This is a genomic window from Zarconia navalis LEGE 11467, assembly GCF_015207075.1.
GTDB lineage: Bacteria > Cyanobacteriota > Cyanobacteriia > Cyanobacteriales > Geitlerinemataceae > Zarconia > Zarconia navalis.
This window is the reverse complement of sequence record NZ_JADEXN010000318.1, coordinates 1-6354: the sequence shown is the minus strand read 5'-3', so window position 1 is coordinate 6354 and position 6354 is coordinate 1. Positions and strand designations below refer to the sequence as shown.

Annotated in this window: 5 protein-coding genes; 4 read left to right on the top strand and 1 reads right to left on the bottom strand. The window is 49.4% G+C overall.

The window, feature by feature from the left end; genetic code table 11:
• Positions 1 to 1290: SdrD B-like domain-containing protein (locus tag IQ235_RS15760; RefSeq protein ID WP_264322395.1), on the bottom strand; the 1290-nt coding region annotated here is incomplete at its 3' end.
• Positions 1291 to 2230: 940 nt separating this feature from the next.
• Here IQ235_RS15760 and IQ235_RS15755 point away from each other — a divergent pair.
• The 4 genes from IQ235_RS15755 to murD all read left to right on the top strand — a co-directional run.
• Entirely contained in the window at positions 2231 to 2527 is a 297-nt protein-coding gene (locus IQ235_RS15755; RefSeq protein ID WP_264322394.1) for a hypothetical protein, read from the top strand.
• Between the two features lie 302 nt (positions 2528 to 2829).
• Positions 2830 to 3444 (top strand): Crp/Fnr family transcriptional regulator, encoded by a 615-nt coding sequence (locus IQ235_RS15750; protein WP_264322393.1) that lies wholly within the window; start codon positions 2830 to 2832, stop codon positions 3442 to 3444.
• Positions 3445 to 3704: 260 nt separating this feature from the next.
• A complete protein-coding gene (locus IQ235_RS15745) occupies positions 3705 to 5213 on the top strand; it encodes a PP2C family protein-serine/threonine phosphatase (RefSeq protein ID WP_264322392.1) in 1509 nt (502 codons plus the stop codon).
• Positions 5214 to 5355: 142 nt separating this feature from the next.
• Positions 5356 to 6354, top strand: a 999-nt coding sequence (murD, locus tag IQ235_RS15740) for a UDP-N-acetylmuramoyl-L-alanine--D-glutamate ligase (protein WP_264322391.1), incomplete at its 3' end; no start/stop codon positions are given.

The following is a 6354-nucleotide window of genomic DNA, read 5'->3' as shown; positions in this document are numbered from 1 at the left end:
CAGAAAGACCGCTTTGGGATTCCCCCGAGAAGAGAGTTCGACGGAAATGGACGTGATAGTTTCTTGACCCGCTTGCGCCTCGAAGGCATTGAAGGTCATGTGGTCGCTCGAGCCGTAACTCGTCCACCCTTCATTGGAGCCATCGTCGAGTTGATAGGACTCCGATCCGATGGGGTTGGCGGGGTTGGGAAAAGTTTGCTCCCATCCGGCTTGAAGAACTTCAGCAACGGTATAGGTTCCGGGGTTGAGGTCGTTGAAAATATATTCCCCGTTTGCATCGGTGGTGGTAGATTCTTCCCCTGCATCGAGTTGGCGGTTGCCGTTAGTATCGAGAAAGATCGTCCAGCCAGAGAGACCGCTTTCGTTGCTATCCCACTCTCCGTCGCCATCGAGGTCTTCAAACTTGTTGCCGACAATTTTTCCCTTGCCAGCATTCGGTGGGGGAGTTGCGGCGTCAACGTAGTCTACATTGACGTTTTGGTTGGCAACGGTAACGCTTTCCGTCTTCAGAGACGTGCCATCGCGCTCGAACTCTACCTGATACTGTCCCGCATCCAGGAGAATTTGATATCCTCCGGCATCCATCGGCATCACCGTATCGCTAAAGGTGGTGCCGTTAATCCCGGTAATACTAATTTCGATATCGTTGAGACCTTCTCCGGCATCGTAGAAGGTATCGTTATCCACATCGCGAAATAGGCTTCCGAGCAGCCAGCCTTGGTTATTAATGGCGCTGCGATCGGCAAAATGCTGGGTAATCACCAATGGTCCGACATCGGTAGCAGAATCGTTTTCTGGGGTGATATCGATCCCGATTTCCCGAAACCCACTACTCATGATGCTGTTGCGGTGTCCGGGAGGGTCTTGAATGCCGCCAGGGCCATTTCCCCAGTCGATGGCAAATCCAGCGTGACCGTGAAAGACCGAGTCGGAAAAGGCAAAAATATTTTCCCCCAGACGATTCCACTGATAGCCGGTATTAGTGACTCGCTGACCCAAACCCGGTTCGCCGGGAAGATCGTGTGACTGAGTGTCGAACTGAATCATCAGCTGGCTGTGGGTGTCTGCCGAGGTGTGTAGTTGCTCCGACCAAACCAGGGGTGCGACGGCACTCAGGCTATCCCACTGAGTTTGGAGTACGGTTAGATCGACATCGAAAAAGTCGATCGCATTGTTGACGTCAGCATCGGACGAATTGATTAAGATGTCCAGTTCGTCAGCGGGGTTCATCCGCATCCGGTTGACGGCGAAGAGCATTTCTTGCTCTTGTGCTGTAGGTCCTACCATCATTGCTTTGCTGTGATTAGTTTGCTTGATTTACTAAATTCTCAGTTCCGGTTAAAAAACCGTTCTAAAAACTTCGAGTAGTTCGATCGATTTACATCGTTTTTTCTGGCACCCAATCGAAGGTTAGCAATTCGGATTTTAGAGAGTAAAACCTTGTTTTTGAATCGATAAAGATTTGCAAAAATAAGGGTGAATGGCAAGCTAAACTCTCCGTACATCTCCTGAGAAGGAGAAAAATAAAAAAAGTTCCCGTGAATTGAAAAATAAATTTTATCAATTTATAATCGAGAAGTGGTGGTTTCCCGATTTCATCAGTTGTTTTCTCTAAAAATAGGCAATCAAAAATTAAGTGTTTAATGATAATTCTTTAGCGATGGGCTTTATTGAATAGTTTGGTGGTACGAGTTTAACTGTAAAAAATCCTTGAAAACTGCGTGGATTTGCATTTCTCGTACAGAAGAACCACTCGCAAGACTGCTAAATGTTTCGATCGAAAACAAGCTCTTATTATTGTAAATGCGATCGAAAAGTGAAAATCGGCAATTCAAATATTATAAAAAAAGATTTTCTTTTTGAGAGTATTTTTATTCCCCGATTGCTATTAACGATCGGAAAAATAAAAACATTTATATTAAGAGTCGCTAAATAGAATATTACGCGAAATGAATAGAACCTACAATGTCATAAATACGGAATTCGATCGAAATCGATCGACTCGCCATTTATTCTCTTATCTCTAGTTTTCCGTAAGTCTATTGAAGCTCAACTCGTCGTCACTATTTTGAGCCGGGGAAATCGTCAATTTTACGGAATCGAAATATGGCGCATCGTCTAATTTTTTCTGGTTCCCAACATACAGAGCGCCATAAAGGTCGAATGGCTTAACCTGTTATTAACGCAAGCCTGCCTCAAGCGTGAGACGATCGAGCGGGAATCAAATTTTATGCGACTCGATAGTACAACCCAAATAAACCATCGCTCGCTTTGGAAGCAATTTCAGGACGCAACGATTTATGGAGAGTGGTTGGTGGCCGTTCGGTTTGTCGCACCGAGGCAATATCAATCCGTTGTCGTCGATCCTTGGGATTTAGAAGTGGATCGATCGATACCGATCCAATCGCAATGGTACTTAAAGAGAGTTCGCAGGTTGCACTCCGATCGCACCGAGAGAAGAGAGATGGAGGAACTTGCCAATTCATTGGGTTCGATCGCGCTTTACCCAACCAACGACATTAACTAAAGAGTCGGAAATGCGCCATCGGGTTTAAGTCAAGTTTTAACTAGGCTTAACCCAAGATTACTCCAACTCAAGTAGTGTGGGATACATTAGCTAGCAATTGGAGCTAGCCTACTGACCGAGCAGCAGTTCGATTGTAGCCAGGGAGCCAATTTCCAGACTCAGGATTTCTGTGACTAAAATCTCAGCAACGTTTTTTGATGGGTGGATCGCCAGATACTCAGCTCGATTGAGTATCGCTTGTCTGGTGGCGCGTTGGATACGATCGATGTTTCTATTTCACCCCAGTTTTTTGCCGAATTCCTATGCTTGCACGAGATCGATTTATCCCCAACACCGTCGAACTCACATCGAACGGACAGCGGACTTGGACTAACTATGAGCGCGGAGATATCATCCACCTTCGCAATGGTGGGATGTGGCAAGTTTGTCGAGGTTGGGTACAAATGAGCACCTTTTCCATCGAGGGACGAGAACGAGTCCTCGGATGGCTGGGTTCTTCGATGTGGTTGGGAGATGGATTGCACGCGCGTCCTCAATATCGTGCCAAAGCACTCTCCGATGTCAAACTGGTTTGGTATTCCAGCGTCGAGATCGAAGTCTCTCCCCACCTGCGATCGAGTATCGTTCTCCAGCTTTCGTGGCGACAGCGACAACTGTTAGAGTTGGTGGCTGCCATCCAGCGTCGGCGAGTGGAAGAGCGCTTGCGCCACGTTCTGATACTCTTAGCACAAGAAATGGGGCAACCGGTGCGGGAGGGAACTCGGCTTGGGGTTCGTCTAACTCATTTAGATTTAGCCAATGTTGTCGGTACTTGTCGGGTCTCGGCGACTCGCATCCTCAATCAGTTGAAAAACCAAGGACTCATTTCCTGGGACAGACAGCGACACTTGATTATTCACGATCGCACTTTGCTTTAAACAACCCGATCTCGAGATAACCCGATCTCGTTTTTGCCGTCAGCTAAGGGCTTTAGCCAGTGAATTACGAGATTCGAGCAAGATCGAAACCCCTTGAGAGGAGAAATTTCTCCGTCAGAATTGAAGGCGATACCAGACTCCTGGCGATAGCTAACTCGTTCTTTTGAGCCTCTCCCGAAACCCAACCTGGGGTACATCCGCCAATGACTCAGATCCCGTAACAATATCCAAAACCGCTCGCGGCGATAGAGATCCTTAAAATGGAAAAGATGACGAAGACGGTGACAGATCTCGATCGAGAACATCTCCAATGGATGAACCCAGTGCATAATTACCCATCCATTGGAGATAAGATTGAATCCACGCTCTCTTGTAACGTAGACGCAACCGCCGATCGTTCTTCTGGCTCCACTCATCTGGCTCGGATGCGCTCTTTTTCAACATCGCAGGCCATGTTGCCATCTCAGATTCGGGCGATTGTGCAAAATCTCCGCATGGACTCAACCCTCGATCGACTGCATCTATTTGAATGTTCCCTGGACTTGTCCGCTCCCGGCAAAATGCTCCGAGAAGCCTTCGATCGCTCTTCGGTATTACCCGGTGTTATCTTAACCGCTGGTGGCGAGTTTAAAGGGATGATTTCCCGACGGCGATTTTTGGAGTTGATGAGTCGTCCGTACAGCATCGAACTCTTTACCCGCCGTCCCATCGAGCAATTGTATTCCTTCATCCAAAGCAAAATTTTAATTTGTCCGGGTCAGATGCCGATCGTTGAAGCGGCGATGAGATGCCTGGAGCGATCGCCCGAATGCCTCTACGAACCCCTAGTCGTGGAACTCGCGCAGGGGGAATATCGACTCGTAGATCTTCAGCAGTTACTCGTAGCTCAGTCCCACATCCACCAACTCACCACTCAATTGGTGAAAAAACGAACCGTTCAGCTCGATCGTGCCAACGCCGAAATCACCCTACTCAACCAGCGCCTGCAAGCGGAAAATCTGCGTCTGAGCGCGGAAATCGAAGTGACCCACCGATTGCAAACAATGCTGCTTCCCCAGCCACAAGAGTTATGCCAAATTCCGGGGTTGGAGATTTCGGGATTTATGGAACCCGCTGCCGAAGTGGGGGGAGATTACTATGACGTGCTCACCCATCATAACGGACGAGCGCTCATCGGCATTGGGGATGTCACCGGACACGGTCTCGAAAGTGGCGTATTGATGCTGATGGTACAAACGGCGGTGCGGACTTTGCTCGAACACGACGAAACCGATCCGGCGATTTTTCTCGATGTCCTCAACCGTACCATCTACAAAAACGTCCGCCGGATGAATTCCGACAAAAATCTCAGTTTGGCGTTATTGGAATACGATCGGGGACAGTTGCATCTGAGCGGACAGCATGAAGAGATAGTCGTCGTCCGCGCTAACCGTAGTATCGAGCGGATCGATACTCTAGATTTAGGCTTTCCTCTCGGATTGGAAGAACGGATCGATGAATGGATCGATCGAAAAACCATTCAATTGCAGATGGGAGATGGGGTAGTGCTCTATACCGATGGCATTACCGAAGCACAGAATGATTCTGGAGAATTTTACGGATTGGAGCGCCTGTGTCGCAATATCGGACGGGTTTGGAATGCCAGTGCTCGGGGAATCGGACAAGCCGTCGTCGAAGATTGGCGCGCTCATGTCGGCGGGCACAAGGTCTACGACGATATTACCCTGCTGGTGCTCAAACAAATCGAGGAATACGGCGATCGCGCTTAAATTCGGGAGATCGGGGGAGAAGTGAAGGGACAACGGACACCGAAAAATAGATCGATCGCGCCTCTGCCCTTTGCCAATGCCAAATTCTCCCCCGTTCCCCGCTAATATAAGGATTGCCGGATGGTGAAATCGAGAATCGAGTATGCCTAACGCTCAAATTATTGGTCTGGGACGATCGGGAATTGCTGCGGCAAGACTGTTGCAGCGAGAAGGATGGCAGGTGACGGTAGGCGATCGCAACGACAGCGAGAACCTGCGATCGCAACAACAGCAACTTGCCGATGATGGGATTTCCGTGAGGTTGGGCGATCGATTCGAGCCGTCGGAGACGCTCGATTTAGCGATCGTCAGTCCCGGCGTGCCGTGGGACTTACCCAACTTAGTTCGCGCGCGGGAAATGGGAATCGAAGTCATTGGCGAAATGGAATTGGCGTGGCGGCATCTCCAGTCGAGTCCTTGGGTTGCGATTACCGGCACCAATGGCAAAACGACAACAACGGCACTGATTGCGGCAATTTTTAAAATGGCGGGTTTCAACGCACCCCCTTGCGGCAATATTGGCTATGCCGCCTGCGAACTGGCACTTCAAACCGAGCCGAAAATCGATCGGGTCATTGCCGAAATTAGTAGCTATCAAATCGAATCGTCTACCACCCTCGCCCCTCAAATTGGCGTGTGGACGACCTTTACCCCCGATCATCTCGCCCGCCACCACACCCTAGAAAATTATTTCAACATCAAGGCAAAGCTATTGGCGGCTTCGAGGGCACAAATTATCAACGGTGACGATCCCTATCTGCGCGCTTTAGGTCGCCCGCGATGGCCCGAGGCCTGCTGGACGAGTATCGAAGGGAAACAATCGGGGTTAGAGCCTCAAGTCTATCTTGAGGGGGATTGGGTTGTCGATCGCGGTGAGAAAATCGTACCGGTGGGGGCACTACAAATGCCGGGGAAACACAACCAGCAAAACTTACTCATGGCGGTGGCCGCCGCACGGTTAGCCGGAATTGAGAAAGAGGCGATCGATCGAGCAATTTCTCAATTTCCCGGCGTTCCCCACCGGCTGGAGCGAATTTGTACCTGGCGAGGGGTTCGTTTTATCAACGATAGCAAGGCGACCAATTACGATGCGGCCCAGGTC

Excerpts from the sequence above, each read along its gene's own strand:
- IQ235_RS15745 (WP_264322392.1), top strand. The coding sequence starts at position 3,705 with ATGGAAAAGATGACGAAGACGGTGACAGATCTCGATCGAGAACATCTC.
- IQ235_RS15755 (WP_264322394.1), top strand. The coding sequence starts at position 2,231 with ATGCGACTCGATAGTACAACCCAAATAAACCATCGCTCGCTTTGGAAG.
- IQ235_RS15750 (WP_264322393.1), top strand. The coding sequence starts at position 2,830 with ATGCTTGCACGAGATCGATTTATCCCCAACACCGTCGAACTCACATCG.